The sequence below is a fragment of the Ruminococcus sporogenes genome, assembly GCF_054655175.1.
In genome coordinates this window covers 381887-398115 of sequence record NZ_BAAHOA010000003.1, presented here as the reverse complement: position 1 = coordinate 398115, position 16229 = coordinate 381887, and the positions used below count along the sequence as shown (strand labels likewise).

The 16229-nt window shown below is 38.8% G+C and carries 14 protein-coding genes, 2 tRNA genes and 1 other RNA gene; 7 read left to right on the top strand and 10 right to left on the bottom strand.

Annotated elements, in window-relative coordinates:
* Positions 1–19: 19 nt before the first annotated feature.
* Positions 20–652: a DUF6329 domain-containing protein gene (locus tag ACYQ0N_RS12110; protein WP_460162801.1), complete on the bottom strand. Its 633-nt coding sequence runs from the start codon at positions 650–652 to the stop codon at positions 20–22.
* Positions 653–1005: 353 nt separating this feature from the next.
* Positions 1006–1092, bottom strand: a tRNA-Leu gene (locus ACYQ0N_RS12105).
* 544 nt (positions 1093–1636) lie between these two features.
* On the opposite strand from ACYQ0N_RS12105, the gene ffs reads away from it, so the two are divergent.
* From ffs to ACYQ0N_RS12080, 5 genes are all read left to right on the top strand, one after another.
* Positions 1637–1735: signal recognition particle sRNA small type (gene ffs, locus ACYQ0N_RS12100), an RNA gene on the top strand.
* A 72-nt stretch (positions 1736–1807) separates the two neighbouring features.
* A complete protein-coding gene (gene dnaX / locus ACYQ0N_RS12095) occupies positions 1808–3379 on the top strand; it encodes a DNA polymerase III subunit gamma/tau (protein ID WP_460162800.1) in 1572 nt (523 codons plus the stop codon).
* Between the two features lie 82 nt (positions 3380–3461).
* Positions 3462–3806 carry a YbaB/EbfC family nucleoid-associated protein gene (locus ACYQ0N_RS12090; RefSeq protein WP_177531920.1) on the top strand — a complete coding sequence of 115 codons (345 nt, stop codon included), beginning with the start codon at positions 3462–3464 and terminating at the stop codon, positions 3804–3806.
* A 6-nt stretch (positions 3807–3812) separates the two neighbouring features.
* A complete protein-coding gene (recR, locus tag ACYQ0N_RS12085) occupies positions 3813–4415 on the top strand; it encodes a recombination mediator RecR (RefSeq protein WP_177531919.1) in 603 nt (200 codons plus the stop codon).
* Positions 4416–4467: 52 nt separating this feature from the next.
* The gene (locus tag ACYQ0N_RS12080) at positions 4468–4992 is read left to right on the top strand and encodes a P-loop NTPase family protein (RefSeq protein WP_460162799.1); all 525 of its coding nucleotides are present in this window, start codon (positions 4468–4470) and stop codon (positions 4990–4992) included.
* Here ACYQ0N_RS12080 and ACYQ0N_RS12075 read toward each other — a convergent pair.
* On the bottom strand, positions 4969–5643 hold the full coding sequence (locus ACYQ0N_RS12075; RefSeq protein ID WP_460162798.1) for a Crp/Fnr family transcriptional regulator: 675 nt from the start codon (positions 5641–5643) through the stop codon (positions 4969–4971). The genes ACYQ0N_RS12080 and ACYQ0N_RS12075 overlap by 24 nt on opposite strands.
* Before the next feature lie 104 nt (positions 5644–5747).
* Here ACYQ0N_RS12075 and ACYQ0N_RS12070 point away from each other — a divergent pair, with 104 nt between their 5' ends.
* Positions 5748–6452 carry an ATP-binding protein gene (locus tag ACYQ0N_RS12070; protein ID WP_460162797.1) on the top strand — a complete coding sequence of 235 codons (705 nt, stop codon included), beginning with the start codon at positions 5748–5750 and terminating at the stop codon, positions 6450–6452.
* On the opposite strand, the gene ACYQ0N_RS12065 is transcribed toward ACYQ0N_RS12070, so the two are convergent.
* Both ACYQ0N_RS12065 and ACYQ0N_RS12060 read right to left on the bottom strand, forming a co-directional pair.
* Positions 6449–7069, bottom strand: coding sequence for an epoxyqueuosine reductase QueH (locus ACYQ0N_RS12065; RefSeq protein WP_460162796.1), 621 nt, complete (start codon positions 7067–7069; stop codon positions 6449–6451). The genes ACYQ0N_RS12070 and ACYQ0N_RS12065 overlap by 4 nt on opposite strands.
* On the bottom strand, positions 7059–7811 hold the full coding sequence (locus ACYQ0N_RS12060; protein WP_177531915.1) for an N-acetylmuramoyl-L-alanine amidase family protein: 753 nt from the start codon (positions 7809–7811) through the stop codon (positions 7059–7061). The genes ACYQ0N_RS12065 and ACYQ0N_RS12060 overlap by 11 nt, the downstream gene beginning before the upstream one ends.
* 148 nt (positions 7812–7959) lie before the next feature.
* On the opposite strand from ACYQ0N_RS12060, the gene ACYQ0N_RS12055 reads away from it, so the two are divergent.
* A tRNA-Pro gene (locus tag ACYQ0N_RS12055) sits at positions 7960–8036 on the top strand.
* Between the two features lie 102 nt (positions 8037–8138).
* Here the strand turns inward: ACYQ0N_RS12055 and ACYQ0N_RS12050 are convergent.
* From ACYQ0N_RS12050 to ACYQ0N_RS12030, 5 genes are all read right to left on the bottom strand, one after another.
* A complete protein-coding gene (locus tag ACYQ0N_RS12050; protein WP_460162795.1) occupies positions 8139–9752 on the bottom strand; it encodes a recombinase family protein in 1614 nt (537 codons plus the stop codon).
* Between the two features lie 101 nt (positions 9753–9853).
* On the bottom strand, positions 9854–10054 hold the full coding sequence (locus ACYQ0N_RS12045; protein WP_177531913.1) for a hypothetical protein: 201 nt from the start codon (positions 10052–10054) through the stop codon (positions 9854–9856).
* A gap of 491 nt (positions 10055–10545) precedes the next feature.
* Positions 10546–11757 (bottom strand): AAA family ATPase, encoded by a 1212-nt coding sequence (locus tag ACYQ0N_RS12040; protein WP_177531912.1) that lies wholly within the window; start codon positions 11755–11757, stop codon positions 10546–10548.
* Positions 11758–12045: 288 nt separating this feature from the next.
* A complete protein-coding gene (locus ACYQ0N_RS12035) occupies positions 12046–13650 on the bottom strand; it encodes a leucine-rich repeat protein (RefSeq protein ID WP_460162794.1) in 1605 nt (534 codons plus the stop codon).
* Positions 13651–13664: 14 nt separating this feature from the next.
* A complete protein-coding gene (locus tag ACYQ0N_RS12030; RefSeq protein ID WP_177531910.1) occupies positions 13665–15959 on the bottom strand; it encodes a DNRLRE domain-containing protein in 2295 nt (764 codons plus the stop codon).
* Between the last annotated feature and the right edge of the window lie 270 nt (positions 15960–16229).

Genomic DNA, 16229 nt, shown 5'->3' with positions numbered 1-16229 from the left:
CAAAAAGGCCGCTTTCCCTTTACATTTTAAGATTCATTTCTGGTTCTTCATTCCGGCTGATTTCCATTTCCTCTTCCGTATGCAGCGGCTTAGCTTCTACCTCTATTTCCGATTGAAAAGGAATATCAAGTTCATTGATCTGTACAGAACGGATATCTTCACGCTGTTCAAGCATTTCACCAACCGCCTGAATGAAAGCCGTTTTGATCTCGTCCATAGTTTCTTCGTTGAGAACATCCTCAAAACAGACGCGCTTATTTCCGCAATGCGCTTTCACGGCTATACCTTTTGTAATCTCCTTAAGCCTTTCGTGTATTCTCCTTTCAGCTTCGGTCATCTCGTTGTTTTCGATCAATGCTCTTGCATTGGGAATGAACTGCGACTTTCGGGCATAACCTGCACCCTCAGACTCGACAAGCATGCCGTCGCCGCTTTTGCTGTCAACAAAAAGCAGACAGTGTGCAACATTTTCGCTGTCAATGCACATCAGTTTATGATACCGGGCAATGTAACGGTTATCGTCAAGGGTGAAGTTTTTCAGCTTTGAAAATTCATCGCCGCAAAGAGTTATGACCTTTTCCACACTTACCTCATAGGTATTGTAACCGTCCCTCTTGTGATTGAGCGTACTGTTAAAACTTAACTTTTTCATTTTATCCCTCCGTAATATTTATTTGCGGTTTCTATATGCCTTTTGCTGTCGCCTCCTTCAGGGCATAAAAAAGACCGCTTTGTTTAACATCACTTTCGTGATATCAGACAAAACGGTCCTTGAAAATTTGTATACTATTTTTATATATACAAAGAGCATATCTGAGATTATTTTTCTCAAATATGCCTTTATATTCTGAATTATTTAAATGTCGGGAGTTCGAATCCCGTCAGCCGGTGTTTTTCGGCTTTTTTCATCTATGGTTTTTAACTTCTTTTTTTCGCCGTTTGGGTATCAAAAAAGCCCGTAGCTACGGGCTTTTTGGCACTTTCATCTATTTTGTCAGTGCTATATGGTGCGGATAACAGGAGTTGAACCTGCACCGAGTTTCCCCGACTGGCACCTGAAGCCAGCGCGTCTGCCTATTCCGCCATATCCGCATATATTATGAATCTGAAATTTTTACTCGGCTCAAATTCAAAAATATAAAATCACCTTATAATCAATGTAAATTATTATATCATACTTACGATAAATTGTCAAGCATTTTTTTCACGGCAACAGCATTTACTTTTTGGGGGTAAATGAGAATATTCAATAGCAATGTGCTTAGCGATTTCCATTTTGACAACTCAATTATATTTATCACATAATTACGGTTTTTCATACTGTGATTCCAATAAAAGGATTATACTGATACGATTAAGTTAAAGGTAAATAGCAGGTAGAGTAAAAACTAAGGCTACAGCATGTTTTATAATCAAAAAAACAATAAAACAGCCCTTTCTCTTACAGAGCTAATGAATATTTCAAACGTCGGTTCGGATAATAATTAATATGCGTTCACGGTTAACTTTACAATAAAGCTGAAAGTATTCTTCAAGAAAATCTATAAAAATCCTGTAAAACACTTGAAATTTATTTTTAAATATGATATAATAATGAAGATACTTAATAGGAATTAAATTATTCCGGAATATAGGTGTGCGGGCCCTGTGCAATGAAACACCGTGAACCATGTCAGGCGGGGAACCGAGCAGCATTAAGCGGATCGTTTTGTGTGCCGCAGTCAGCCTGCACACCTATGTTCCGGAAATTTTTATATAAAAAATTTTTTTATAAAATAATTACATTGCCGAAAATAGCGAGATTCATATGGAGGTGACCGTTATTTACAAGGCTTTATACAGAAAATGGCGGCCGCTGTCCTTTGACGACGTTATTTCACAGCCGCATATAACAACCACTTTAAAAAATCAAATCAAAAGCGGCAGAACGGCTCATGCGTATTTGTTTACAGGATCCCGAGGCACAGGAAAAACAACATGCGCACGAATCTTTGCTAAGGCTGTAAACTGTCTCGACGAATCAGACGGAAATCCCTGCCTCGAATGCAGCGTCTGCCATGACGCGGATAATTTTGCTCTTTCTGATATTATAGAAATTGACGCGGCGTCAAATAACGGCGTTGACGATATACGCGGCCTTCGAGACGGCGCCGCCTACACGCCTGAAAGATGCAGATATAAAGTATATATAATCGACGAAGTCCATATGCTTACTCCCAACGCTTTTAATGCGCTTCTCAAAATAATGGAGGAGCCTCCGGAGTATGTAAAATTTATTCTGGCGACAACCGAGGTGCATAAGGTTCCGGCCACGATTTCATCTCGGTGCCAGCGTTTTGATTTCAGACGTATACTTCCGGACGATATAACCAAACGTCTTTTATATATTGCCGATCAGGAAAATATATCTCTTGATGAAAAAGCGGCGCGTTTTATTGCAAAGCTTTCGGACGGCGGTATGAGAGACGCCTTATCGCTTTTGGATCAGTGCGCGGCGTTTTCAAGCAATATAGATTCCGATACGGTTTCTGCCGCTGCCGGAATTGCCGGTCGGGAGCATTTATTTGAAATAATAAACGCTTCCGCTGAAAAAAATCCAGGAAACGCTCTTGCGGTTGCGGACAATCTTTACAGTTTATCAAAGGATATGCAAAAGCTTTGCGTTGAATTGACGGAGCAATTCCGTAATTTAATGCTTATTAAGGTATGTCCCGAACGCTCGGAACTGCTTGCCTGTATGCCTGACGAAATCCAAAGGCTGACTGAAATCGCGGCAAAAATGGATTTGCAGGAGATATTAAGCAAGCTTAATATTTTACAGGATTGTAATGAAAAAATAGGAAGATCGTTAAATAAGCGCGTTGAAATAGAAATGTGTCTTATAAAGCTGTGTGCAAGACAGATTTCACAAAAAACACTTGACAATACTCAAATTTATGATAAAATAAAACAGTCGGATAACAGTTCAAATAAACCTAATGAAATATCGGCTGCCAATGCGGACAGAGAATTGCAAAGCAATGCCGCTCCGGTAAATTCCGAAGCAAGTCCTAAGCTGTCGGATTTTAAGCAGCTTGCGGAATGGTCCGACGTTTTAGAGGAATTTATGCGCATATGCCCTTCGGTTTCGGGAACGCTTACCGGTTCTATGGCTTATGTGTATAAAAATATCATGCTGATTGACGCAAAAAATAAATTTTTCCTTAAGCTGTTTAAAGTAAAGGATAATGCGCTTCAGCTTGACAGGGCAATCCAGACAGTTATGGGTAAGCCGTATATTATCAAGGCAAGATGCTCGGCAGCGCAGAATGAACAGAAAAAGGCTGACGAGCTGGTAGAAAAAGCTATAAACAGCGGCATTGAAACCGCTGTTGAATAAAGTTAAGGCAGCCTTTTGAATAAAATATATTTCCAGCCTTAAACTAAAAATACTTATACTTAAATATAAAGGAGTTAGAAAAATGAAATCAAGAGTACCTAAGAATATCGGCGGAGCTCAGAATATGAATTCTATGATAAAGCAGGCTCAGAAAATGCAGGATGAAATAACAGAGCTTCAGAACGATATAGAAGCGAGAGAATTTTCCGCAACCTCCGGAGGCGGACAGGTAGAGGTAGTGGTAACAGGTGCGAAAAATATCAAATCGCTTACTATCAAGCCGGAGGTAGTTGATCCGGAAGATATAGAAATGCTTCAGGATCTGGTTATCAGCGCAATAAACGAGGCCATGGCAAACGTTGAAAAAACTACCGAAGAGGAAATGAATAAAATAACCGGCGGAGTTGCGCTGCCGGGATTATTCTAAGATAATATGGCTGATAACAGCGCGCTTCCTTTGATAGTTCTTTCTGAACAGTTTGCAAAGTTGCCGGGTATCGGCATGAAAACTGCTCAGCGGCTGGCATATGCCGTTATGTCAATGAGCGAGGAAGAAGCCAGGCAATTTGCAGAAGCTATAATTTCAGCCAAAACAGATGTCGGCTATTGCAAGATATGTCAGAATCTAACTGAATTTGACGTTTGTCCGATCTGCTCTGATACCAACAGAGACGATTCTGTTGTCTGCGTTGTTGAAACGCCTAAAGACGTTACGGCCTTTGAAAGAACTAATGAATACGGCGGAACATATCATGTCCTTCACGGTCTGCTGTCTCCGATTAACGGAATCGGTCCGGACAATATAAAAATAAAGGAACTGCTTGATAGAGTCGGCAAGGAAAATATCCGCGAAATTATAATGGCTACAAACCCAACCGTTGAGGGGGAGGCTACGGCCATGTATATTGCAAGATTACTAAAGCCTTTAGGAATAAAGGTTACGCGGCTGGCATTTGGAATACCGGTCGGCGGGCATCTTGAATATGCGGACGAGGTAACCTTATTTAAGGCTCTTGAAAACAGAAGTGAAATGTAATGAACCGTACCGGTTGTATCCGGTACGGTTTTTATTTGCGGAGGTGTAAAAAATGAAAGTATCAGTAATAGGCTACAGCGGATCGGGAAAATCGACGCTTGCAAAGAAATTAAGCGAAATTTCCGACGTTCCGCTTTTGTATCTTGACAAAGTAAGATTTCTTCCCGGTTGGAAGGAACGGCCTGAACAGGAATGCATCGAAATAATAGAGAATTTTCTCAAAAATAATGAATGGGTAATAGATGGAAATTACAATAACTGGCTTTATGACCGCAGAATGAAAGAATCTGATCTTATTATTTTTATGAATTTTTCACGGATAAGGTGTTTTATAGGAGCTTTAAAAAGATATTTAACATATAAGAAAAAAAGCCGAGAAAGCATAACGGAGGGATGTCCGGAAAAGCTTGATTCAGAATTTGTAAAATGGGTGCTCTATGAAGGCAGAAAAGCTGATCGGAGAAAGCGTTTTAATTCAGTATGCGGTAAATATTCTGATAAAACAATTATATGCAGAAGCCGCAGGGATGTAAAAGCTAAGGTATTAAACAAGTCATTTATCCATGAATGCAAATAAATTCAGCTTAAACATATTTCTATCAAAGGTCAGTAAGCCGTCGCGCCTCATTTTACTTAATTCATTGGACATTGCGCTCCGATCTACGCAAAGATAATCCGCAAGCTGCTGGCGATTAAACGGTATCGTTATATAATTGGATTCCTGCTTGACGGCTTGAGATGACAAATAGGAAATAAGACGTTCGCGAATTGTTTTTGGCGTAATATCGTTTATTTTCCTTGATAATCCGATATTCTTTCCGGCAAGCACAGCTATTAGATTTGATATGAATTTACGGTAAACATCATAATCGCCGATTATGCCGGAAAAAATATTTTTCGTGCTTATAAAAAGAATCTCGCAATCTTCGGCGGCTGAAACGCTCACCATCAGCGGTTCCTCCGGCAGGCAGGAGTAAGCTTCCGCAAATACCTGTCCTGAATCCGCGTTTCCTATTATATTTGTATTTCCGAAAATATCGTTATACTCTATATTTACGCTGCCTGAAATCACAAGTCCGAATGAATTTATGGTTTCTCCGGTACGGAGTATATTTTCACCCTTTTTAAATTTGTGTTTATAAAATCCAAGGTTTCTAGCGAGTATCTGAAATTCGTTGTCGTTTAAATTTTTAAACAATTTTGTTTTAAGTAAATTTTCAGAATCCATAATTCCTCCTGAAATGTTGTTTTAACAACATACTTATTTTATTATCTGTATTATAATTTAGTCACAGCAGAAAACCAATAAACAATTTTTACGGAGGAAATAAAATGATTAGAAGGATTATTAATATAGACGAAGAGAAATGCAACGGATGCGGTCTCTGCGCCGAGACCTGCCACGAAGGCGCAATCGGTATGATAGAAGGGAAGGCAAGACTATTAAGAGACGACTACTGCGACGGTCTTGGAGATTGTCTGCCGGCTTGTCCCACAGGTGCGATAACCTTTGTGGAACGGGAAGCCGCGGCATACGACGAAAAAGCCGTAATGAAAAATAAGACGGCAAAAAACAATTCTGCTGATAAACCGCTGCCGTGCGGATGTCCGGGAACTCAATCCAAAACGCTGGAGCGAAAAGCTGAAAATTCGCCGGAAAAAACGGTTCATTCTTCAGAATTAAGACAATGGCCCGTACAGATCAAGCTTGCGCCGGTTAATGCTCCCTATTTCAGCGGAGCGAATCTGCTGATAGCCGCAGATTGCACGGCTTACGCATACGCTGACTTTCATAAGGATTTTATAAGAAACAAAATCACGCTTATCGGATGTCCAAAGCTTGATAATACCGAATATTCTGAAAAGCTGACAGAAATAATAAAAAACAACGATATCAACAGCGTTACGGTAGTGCGTATGGAGGTACCGTGCTGCGGCGGAATAGAGTACGCTGCAAAAAGCGCTCTACAGGCGAGCGGAAAGTTTATACCGTGGAGTATAGTTACAATATCCACAGATGGAAGAATATTGGATTAATCGTCATTTCTAAGACTGTAAATACATCCGCAGTAATTCTGTCTGTATAAATTATACTCACGGCATAATTCAATTGACCGTTTATAACCGTTTTTCTTTTTAAAATCTGATTCAAGATAGGGAATTCCATCTTCTATTTGCAGGGAATTCCCTGTTTCATTTATATAAACCGCATTTTTATGAGGACTTACGGTCAGCGTAGTTGCAAAAAAATCCGTTTTGTATTCTCTTGCGGTTTCCGCTGCTGCTTTTATGCGCATTTTAATACATATTTCGCAGCGTTTTCCGCCCTCAGGCTCATTTTCCAGACCTTTAACGGCTTTGAAAAATATATCGGGATCGTATTTGCCCTCTATCAATTTTACAGTGTCGTTTAATTTCATTTTAATCAGAACGTCTTTCTGTGTTTCTAATCTTTTTATATATTCTGTTTCCGGATGTATATTAGGATTAAAAAAATAAAGCAATATGTCAAAATACTGAATCAGGTATTCAAGAACATAGCTGCTACAGGGACCGCAGCAGCTATGCAGGAGAATGAGGGGCCGCCGTCCGTCCGCGCATGAAGATTCTATTGTTTTTTCAAGCCGTTTATGATAGTTGATTTTATTCTCCAACGCTGTCCTCCCGTATTTCCGTATTTTTCTCAGCGGCAGCCGTTTCAAGGTATGCTATATACTGCATAATGCCGTCGGATATTGCTCTGCCAAGCTCGTCCGTATGCTCGATTATCCATTTTGCGTGTTCTGCTGTGTCATGAAATTCAACCTCAAGCAGACAGCTCGCCGCCTTTGACGTTGCCACCTCGTAAAGATAGGTCGTCCCTTCTGCGCCGTTGAACATTCCTCTGTCCTCCGTAGGGGTAAGTCGTGATACCTTGCCGTAAATATATTCCGCAAGTATTTTACTTCCGTATATTTCAGGGTTATAAAAGCATTCCGTACCTTCTCCGCTGCCGCTTTCGCCTCCGGCATTTGAATGTATAGCCACATGCGCCGTTACGTTATTTTCATTTGCAAACTCAACCTTTTCCTGAAGAGAATAATCCTCTCCGGCCGTATATACTGTAATTCCGTTTTGTTCAAGGTATTTCCTGGCGCTGTCGCTCACGCTTCTCATCACTTTTGCTTCGGTAGTATCTCCGGAGGCGTAAGCATTATCGGTCTGATTAGAAGGACTGAGATATATAACAGGCTTGAATTCCTCTGAATCGGAACCGGACGCCAACGTAGGTATTTCCTCCTTAACTTCATTTCCGAAAAGCTGTTTTACAACATAGACGGCAAGAATAAATATCACAATAACGGAAATGATCCTGTCATATCTTATTTTTAATTTTCTTTGTGTTTTATACGACATACCATTCCTCCTAAAAAGAATATAATTATTTTATCCGGTTTTAATTATATAATAAATTCACTGAAATGTAAAGCTGATAGTTATGAATGGAATTTTTTTAAATACCTCTTTACAAAATAAAAAAAATGTGATATAATATTTATGTTATCGAGGTGTGGCTCAGTTTGGTAGAGCGCTGCGTTCGGGACGCAGAGGCCGTGGGTTCAAGTCCCGTCACCTCGACCATATATAAATAAAAACGCCTTAAAGCCCGTATTTACGCGGCGCAGATAGGGAACAGCGTAACTTATGTACAAGGTCGAGTAATTGCTCGACCTTTTCCTTTTGCTATTTCACAGTACCGATATGTGTAAAGTAGATATCGACTTCCTGCGAAACGCTGCCGTTGTCATCCTTCTGCTTTTCATGAACTTCTATTCTCGACACAAAGGTGTGAAGTATCTCTTGAGTAAGCTCAGTGATATCGGTGTATTTCTTAGCAAGCGAAGTAAATTTTGAAGTGTTTGCACTTTGATTTTTCAATTCGGATATTGAATTATTCAACTCCGAAATATCAGCTTTAAGCTGATTTTGCTCCTCGGTATACCCCCGCGACAGCATTCTGAACTGCTCGTCATCAATTGTTCCAAGCACATGATCTTCATAAAGCTTTCTAAAAATTGTTTCAACCTCCGCAAGCCTTTTTTCACACTTTTTCAGCTTTTTATCAGCATTAACAAGTTCCTTTTTAGCGGAGGTATTCGACTTATGACTGATAAACTCAGCGAATTCATCTGTACGCTCTCTTGCAAATTCGGTCACATTTCTGATTTCGGAAAGCACAATTTCATTCAGATGGCTCTCCTTGATACCGTGCATGGTGCATTGCTCCCTGCTATTTTTGCGGTATAAGGAGCAGACAAATTTCCAATTTTCAGGCTTTTCATGCGAGTGTCTGTGGAAGTATAATTTGTGTTTACAATCCGCACAGAATGTGATTCCGGCGAAAATACTTTTGTCGCCAAGACTTGTTTTTCTGCGTTTACTCTGCCTGAGCCGCTGAACGATCTCCCAAGTATTGACATCAATCAATGACTCGTGAGTATTTTCAATCAGCTTATGTTCGCTTTCCGGCAGTCTTAATTTTCGATGATCCTTATAGGAAGCTCTGCCGAATCTGAAATTACAAGTATGCCTGATATAGCTTACATCCTCAAGAATATTTGCTACCACAGTAGGATTCCAGCGGTAAGGATAGCTTGTGTCGAAGTTGGAAATCACGTTTCCCGTTTTGCTGTATTCGTACATTGCCGGAGTGTAAATCTGTTCTTTCTCAAGCCTGTTGGCGATCTGAGCCGGTCCCAGACCTCCTGCACACAGCTGAAAAATGTATTTTACAATCGGCGCTGTTTCGGGATTCGGAAGTATTTTGTTGTGATCTTCCGAAGATTTCATGTAACCGTAAGGCGGTCTGGATGCCACTCGCTGACCTCTTTCGGATTTTATCACACAGCTTGCTTTGATTTTCTTGCTTGTATCTCTGACATGGAACTCGTTAAATATGTTGAAAAACATTGCCATATCCATGCCCGACGAGTTTGAATTTGCGGTGTCCACATTGTCATTTATGGCAATATATCGAACATTATTTTTCGGAAAAATTTCCTCTGTGTATAATCCGACATACAGATGATTCCTGCCAAATCGGGACAGATCCTTTGTAATTACCGTTTCTATTTTCCCATTTTCAACGTCCTCAAGCATGCGTTTAAAAGCTGGCCTTTCAAAATTCACTCCTGAAAATCCATCGTCAATATAGAATTCAGTGTTGAAAAATCCATGTTCATCAGCGTATTTGCGGAGTATATCCTTCTGATTTGAAATGCTGTTGCTTTCTCTGGCAAGCTCGTCCTCGTGGCTGAGCCTGCAGTACAAAGCCGTTATCTTATTCGTGTCTGACATGATAAACCTCTCTTTCCGTCCGTTTATGGACTCTGTCAAACCGATTGAGATATTACAGACAGTATATCACAATCGGTCATGAAAGTCCAGCATAATTCTATTTAAAACGACATTTTTTCAGCTGCATTTTTGAGGAGAAGTTTCAGCTTATCCTCCGCTGTAGACTTTGAGTTCAAGTCAAACACTGAATTGATATTGTAAACAATTCCGTCAATGACAGTTTCACTGCGCATATAATTATGACGGCGACGATACTGACTTGAACCTGTGTCTTCCTGTACTTCTTTGTAAATATTTTCCATATATAACCCTCCCTGATGTCTTTGCGTTCGCTCCCGTTATAAATATTAAATTGAGCATTTTAATTTTTCCTTTCTTAGATTTTTATTATTTGACATCATGCACAACTCCCCAAAATACGCCGATTCAGCTTAATGTTTCAGCTCTGCGACCCCTGAATAATTCTAAATTTGAATTTACGACCCCATTGAAATTATGCACAATAGATTTCCGAAAACCTCGCAGAACAGCCATTTTTGCGGCGAGCTTTGCTCGTTCGCTGTAGCTGCATAGGGGGGCTTTGACCTCTATGCTTTAACTTGCAACATAATCTTTGAGTTTCGGAAGCATCTCAAAGTCTCTCCATTTGTGCAAACTGTCAGTTCCACATTTCGCATCACCTCTGCATAGTTTTATTGATTCGCCCTCAAACGCTCCACGTTTGCTTGTGTGCCGCTTTTATGCTTTCTATCGATAACTTGCCCGACTGATCTTAGGAGGGCGCAAATCGGCTTTATTTTTTTCGATTCTCCGAATTAAACTTCGGCACATCATAACCCTGACTTGAAAGCTTTGCATGAAGTCTGTCCGCAACAAATTGTATGAAATAGCCGCTTGCTATAGGGACAGCAGGGACGGCATTACCTACAGTCAATTTATTTTCCTCTGTCGCCTCAATCAACGTATTTGGGATGTTTTCAAGACATTGAGGGACGGCAGGGACAACACTTTCAGCACACAGTCTTTTACTGCCACTGCTGTCCTTTTCAATATCATAACTGATATAAATATTTCGTATGCCGTTGCTTTTTGTCTTGCCGTAGTCTATTCCAAGCGAACGGACTTCGTCATCGTGCTGAAGCAAATCACGGTACAGCCAGTTGTTATTGAAATCCTGTTCGGGAAACTTTTCATTCAGCATTTTACAGATCTCTGATGCAGTTCCTTTAACATTTTTCTTTTCGCGCATAAAATCATGAACAGCGGAGGGAAATAAATCGGGTTTGTATTCAGGAACATCGTCAAGCAGTTTCCACTTTGCTTTCTCTCTCATTAAATTCAGCTCCAAGGACGGAGCGCCTCTACCACTGATATTGAGCTTAGCCTGATTACTGTTTCGGGTGAACACAAGCAGACCATCTGCGCAGCCTGCAATACCGTTCGTACCCGAAATCATATTGTTGGGGTTTGAATCATGTGTCTTACGATTATGATGCACAAGTACAATTGCAATTTCAAGTTGATCGGCAATACTTTTCAAAACAGACAGTTCTCTGTAATCCGTTCCGTATTTCATGTCGACAGTTTCTCTGACCTTTTGAAGTGTATCGATCACAACTAACTTCAAATCCGGAAACAGCCTTTTGCATTCCTGCAAATCTTCTTCAAGTCCGTTCCCTATAGAATTACCGAGAAGCACATACTGAAGATTACCGCTTGGCTCGTCCGTCAGTTCATACATCCTTGACTGCAAGCTGACAAACGTATCTTCAAGCGCCATGTACACAACGTGCCCTTGTTCAGTCTTGCGTCCGAGAAACTTTTCTCCTTTTGCGATTGACAAACACATATCCATCATCATCCACGACTTGCCTATTTTAGGGTCGCCCGACAGTATATGAAGTCCCGGATAAATCATTTCATCTACAATAAATCGCTGCTTTTTCATTGGCGTATTCATGATTGTGACGCTGCTTATGAATTCTAACTTTTTTCTTTCGTTCATTTGTCACTTCCCCTTTCTGATTTTATTGTATTTCAACTGTGCGGCGCACACAAGATAACTCTGCGGCGCATTAATAAAAACTTTTTTAGGCAAACAAAAAAGCTCGCAAAGATTCTTAAATCTTTACGAGCTTTGACAGCTATATCGTCATCTTCATGTTATCGCATATGAGCGCTCTTGTCAAGAGGAAAAAGAGAATTTTTCTGTTTTGCACAGGAAATTAATTTTTGACACAGGGGTCTGTTGTGTATTTATGCCGTCGCACTGTGACACAGGGGTATGTCAAAATTAATTTGAATTAATTTTAACTATTAGCATACGTTTCATCATGCAAAGATCAAATACGTCAAGTCGGTCATCTTCGCATAGGTCTGCGGATTTCCAATAAGTTAATTCTGTATTAGACTTACCTACGAGCCATCTTTGCAGTGTGACAACATCAGAAATATTGAATTCGCCATCGAAATTTACATCTCCTGATTCAGCTTCAAGAACTATAAATTCCAAATTCCATTCCTTTGCATAGCGCTCTGCTTCTGTCCCTCTGTAGCCATATATAATACAGTCGCTGTCAAATGCACATACCGGATCGTCGGTAAGAGGTCTTCTTGCAGGCTGTGATTCAATGCCGGATGTGAATTCTCTGCCTGTCTTTCGCGGATATGCACCTATAATTTTAACGGTCGGTAAAAGTGTTATTGATTTTATTTCAGTATTCAAAAATGCAGCCTGACCAATTATTTTTGTTCCTTTAGACAATTCCAAAGCTTCAAGCTCACTGCAATTTTCAAATGCATTGGCACCAAGCCTTGTAACATTTTCACCTATAGTCACATATTGAAGTTTTTTGCAGGAAACAAAAGCCGACTCATCAATTTCTTTTACATCTAAAATAGCATTAATAAGCTCATTACAATCTGAAAATGCTTCTTTCATAATTTTTAAATTCGGACAATGTAATTCTATTTCATTAAGTGAATCACATCCTAAAAAAGCAAGATTTCCAATATATTTTAGATTTTCGGGGAAATTTATTTTTTCAAGATTACGGCATGTTGAAAAAGCTAATCTGTCAATAAATTCAAGTGTATCCGGCAAAACTATTTCAGTTAATGCTGAATTAGAAAAGGCTCCGGTTTCAATAGCCACAACAGGGCAGCCGTTAATATCACTTTCGACAATAAATGGTTCCGTTACAGGCTCACTGCTGTCGCTTGCTGTATAATCACTCCACGCAAAAACTGCTGTTCCGTCAGCTTTCGTGTAATAGTAGCCGCCATTCTTCTCAATAAAGCCGAATTTCTCCATATATTCTGCATTACCTCTGAAATCCTTATATGGACATTCCGGCATAGCAGACGGAATATTTTTCAAAAGTTCACCGTTTTTATCAAAAACATCGAAGCTTCTTATATCATCAGAAGAAGTTTTTTCATTGAATACTACATAAGTACTTCCGCTATCATCAAGCCAGTATTCGCTTATGCCTGTGGCCAAAGAGTTAAAATACGTTCCGTCGCCTAAACGTATCACATCGGGAACACAGTGGATATAAGTCTGCCAGCCGTCCTTATGGATAGAGTAATTATCCCAAATACCGTATGCGTTTTCAAGCTGTTCAATCGTAATTCTCTCACCGACATCGTCCCCTGCAAGTATACGCCTTGCACGTTCACAGATAATATTATCATTTGCCGCCTGTTCAGTATCGAAAATAAATTTACATAACTCTTTTTCTTCATCTGTTAAAGCTCTGTAGTCTGTAATGCAAAGTTCATACTTGATGAACTTTTCCCATAAATTATCTTTTATCTGTTCTGCATGTGAGGCGTTAGTCGACGTTATAGAAAAAGTACATATTGCCGCTGTAAACCAAGAGAATATTTTTTTCATTTTTACCGCCTCCTTTAATTGCCGTAATAGACCGTTCCTGTTGAATCACTGTCATGTCCATAATCATGCCCGGAGTTGTATATATTCGAGTCTTTTGTTATAGTATAAAATTTGATCAATTCATCGCAGCTCGCCATATTATAAGCGCCTATTTTATATGCAGAATCATAGATTGTTTGGTCGCATATTACTGTTCCGTAATAATCCGAGTCAGTAACCTTTCCGGTTCCCATCTTTTGTGACCAGACGCTGCAATTTCCGCCATGCTTTGGACAAGTCCCATTACCATTTCTTAAGTAGTAGTGCATAGACAAGCTTCCATTAAACCTACTATTATATAAATAATATGCAGTCATAGCAATTATTCTTTCATTATTTTCATCATATCCGATTGGGGGAGAAAAATAATTGTTATTTGGATTCAGTATGTCAGAATTGTTATATTCCTGCAGTGTAAAATTAATTGCTTTACCATCTCTAATCATTTGATTTTTTATAAAGGTCATATATTCGTTCATACACTGTTTGAATTCATTGTTATTATTAACAATACCATGAATCTGGCTTGGGTATACATCTCTATAATCATTTATTTCATCAATTTTATACTCAATTTGACGCTCAAAACGATTATATTCTGATAATAATTCGCCAAAGTTTGCAAAAGTATACTCATCCCCCTGTATACTTTGCCCGATTCCAAATTCTCCTGGATACAGCAAATAACTTCCCGTTCCTTTATAATAAACTTGCAGTGCATAAGCATAGCAATTCATTCTATTTTGTAAATTGTATATATTTCCAAGATTAGAGGTTATATTATTATACTTATATGGAGCATAATCTAACGTATAATCTGAAGAGAGTGAGTAAGTAATTTCAAAATATGGTTTATTACTACCCGCTCTTTCCGAATTTGCAACTATTGCGGCATAGGGGGCGCTATCGGCAACCATTTTAAATCCATAGCATGGTATTCCTATATTCTGAGATGAATTACCGTAATTAAGCCATGCCTGTGTTAAAGCTGTCACATCAATTTCTTTCCATGAATTCATCTCAGTATATACTACATCAAAACCGCCAACTAAAGTATTATATTCATCTAACGCTGAAGCATTATTCCAAGTACAATTCATCGGCTGTGTTTGCAGTGAATATATTTTTATATGTTTAGAAGAATTTATGTAATTGCCGCGTAAAAAGATATTAAATTTAGCATTCAAAATAGTTGCATTGCTGCCATAATTAACAAATGAATCGTTACAAGAAACATAGGTTTGATATCCATGTCCACTTGTATTGCTAACACGCATATATTGATCTCTGATTATTTCGTTTGGCGATGATTCTGAATTACAGTACGTGTTTACACTTCGTTCAACAGTATATTCAGAATTCAGAGTTAAGGGATAAACAGTATTTTCCGATTCAGTCAGATTAGAGGCAGGGTAAACTGTAAGCAAATAACCATCATCGCTGTCACTGATGTCATAATCAACGGCATAACTTTTACTTTCATTTGATGAGTCATATATAAATATTGCAGGAATCTCAAAAACACATTCGCCATTGTCATTGATAAAATCAATAACATTGCTGTCTTTACATTCTAAGTCAAGCCCATCGGCATCAATAAAATATGTTAAAGAATCCGGAATATCCTCAAAACTATTAAACGTAACAGATTCAATAACAGACGCCGGCTGAATATCAATTGAAAGATCAATATCATCGTACACAGATTCAAAAACCGCAGCCGAAGCAATGTTGTTGTATGAATCAATTACATCAATCGGAATGTTGTTATCTGAACAATCAGTTTGCGTATTGTTAATTATATTTATCTTTGCAGCGCTGTCGTTTTGCTGAACATAATTCTCTATATCTGCATATACATCTTTTTCAGATTCATTTATGGATAAATCAGTTAATGAGACAGAAAGGCTGAATTCTTCGTATTCTAACTTCACAGCATTTTCTGTTTTGGCTTCATCATTATTTACAGAAAGTTGTGAAGGAATAGTAACACTCAAAGAATTGCTTTCATTAGTATAGTTTCCGTATTCGTCCAAGACCAATGTGTTGTCAATATCCATCCATTGATTATTCTGCCAATAATGAATAGGCACAGTATTTATATAGGCAGTTATTGTGCCATCACCATTATTGAAATGTTTTCCATATTCAGAGCGCAGAGACAAAATTTCTACCGGTCCATCTGCACTAACTGCACTTGAACATACATTGGATACTGTTAAAAATAAAATTGAAATGGTTGTTAAAACAGATAGACCCTTTTTAAGCATAGTAAATCCTCCTCAAAGTAATAAATTTATTTGAATAAATGACGTGTGTTAAAGCTTCATTTGAACGGCTTTTATTTATTATAGTATACTATAATATAAATAGATTGTCAATAATAATTGGCAAATTTCTACAACTAAATATGTTTATAATACAACTATATGCAGCACAATCATTCGCTTAAATTCGGATAGCTTTAATTGTTGTATTACTTAAAAGCTTGTTCGTTGATCACGATGGTAATCCGCATTTAGTTATCCATCTATTACTTT